Annotated in this window: 2 protein-coding genes; both read left to right on the top strand. The window is 65.6% G+C overall.

Annotated features, from left to right (window positions below; all coding sequences use genetic code 11):
• Positions 1–674 precede the first annotated feature (674 nt).
• Entirely contained in the window at positions 675–1,019 is a 345-nt protein-coding gene (locus C0481_RS21825; protein ID WP_293407848.1) for a hypothetical protein, read from the top strand.
• Positions 1,016–1,326, top strand: a 311-nt coding sequence (locus C0481_RS21820) for a hypothetical protein (RefSeq protein WP_293407847.1), incomplete at its 3' end; no start/stop codon positions are given. The genes C0481_RS21825 and C0481_RS21820, both read left to right, overlap by 4 nt.

Below are 1,326 nucleotides of genomic sequence, written 5' to 3'. Positions count from 1 at the left end.
TCTGCCGTTGGGCGAGGGCACGTTCCTGCGCCGTGCGATCGGCCTTGTTGCTCTCGTAGGTGGCGACGGCGGCGGCCAGGTCTGCGATCTTTTGTTCGGTATCGGACGGAATGATCTGCTGGCGATAGGCGTCGAGCACGCTGCTAGATGTCGCCTTGCTCTTGCTGGTGGCCACTGCTGCCCCTTCCGGTTTTTTGGTGAAAAGTTGCCGAACCTCCCGGCGATGTATCTAATGTATCTAATGTTTCTAATTGCGCAAGGGAGGCCGACATGGGCGTGGCGACCGAAGGCATGACCCTGGTCCTGAGCTTCGGTAGACCGAGCCAGATACGTCCGCAGTACGACTGCGAAAATGGCAGTGCGCGTGCGTTTTTTTGGTCTGAGCCACTGAGAGTGGCGGCGGGACAAGAAAAGTGCCAGAAGCGGGAGCAAGATATTCCAAAACCCAATGGTTTTGGCTTGCGCCTGCTGCGAGCACCCGGAAGAATTCGAGGTACAAGGTCGGCCGGTGACGGTGGACCGGTCGACTGGTTACAGGGTCGCGGGCGGGGACGCGACCCACGAGATGACGGGGGCAGCAGGTGCCGACAGTGAGCAAGGGCGGGTACCGCGCCCACACCTCGGGGCAGCCGCGTAAGCCGCGCCAGGTGTGGTTGTCGGACGAGGAGCGGGCCGTGATCGAGCGGGCCGCAGCCCAGATGGAGTTAACGCCGATGGCGTTCGTCGCTGCTGCCGGCGTGCGGGCCGCGAAGGCCACCACCGGTAGCGATGCGAGGGACACCGACAGCGATGCGGGCGCGGTTCCGCTTGATGTGGCCCAAGCCCGGGAGTTGCTGGACGAGGTCCGGCGGCTACGCCGGTTGATGGGCAACGTGGCCGGCAACCTCAACGATGTGGCCCGGCACGCGAACTCCACCGGGCAGCTGGCTCCCGAAACTGCTGCGGTCCTCGACTTCGTGCGCCGGACCAACGAGCGCACCGACGCCGAACTCATGGGTTTGCTGCGGAGGTTGCGGTGATCGACAAGATTGGGCGCGGCTGGGACGCACCCGGTCTGGTGTCCTACCTAATGGGGCCGGGCCGGACCAACGAGCACACCCGCCCCACGGTGATCGCGTCCTGGCAATCCGATCCGGGCGCGCTGCAACCGGCACAGATCGGCCCCGACGACTTCGACTTCGACCCGGCGGGCATGGCAGCGTTGCGCGCACATGTGCAGGCCCCGGCCGACGCTGCGGGTCTGCCCCGTCGTCAGCCCGCCGAGGGCGAGCCGGGATTCACCAAGCACGGCTATGTCTGGCACTGCTCGATCGCACTGCCCGCCGC

It is taken from the genome of Phenylobacterium sp. (genome assembly GCF_013822795.1).
Lineage (GTDB): Bacteria > Pseudomonadota > Alphaproteobacteria > Caulobacterales > Caulobacteraceae > Phenylobacterium.
This window is presented reverse-complemented; position numbering and strand designations above follow the sequence as displayed.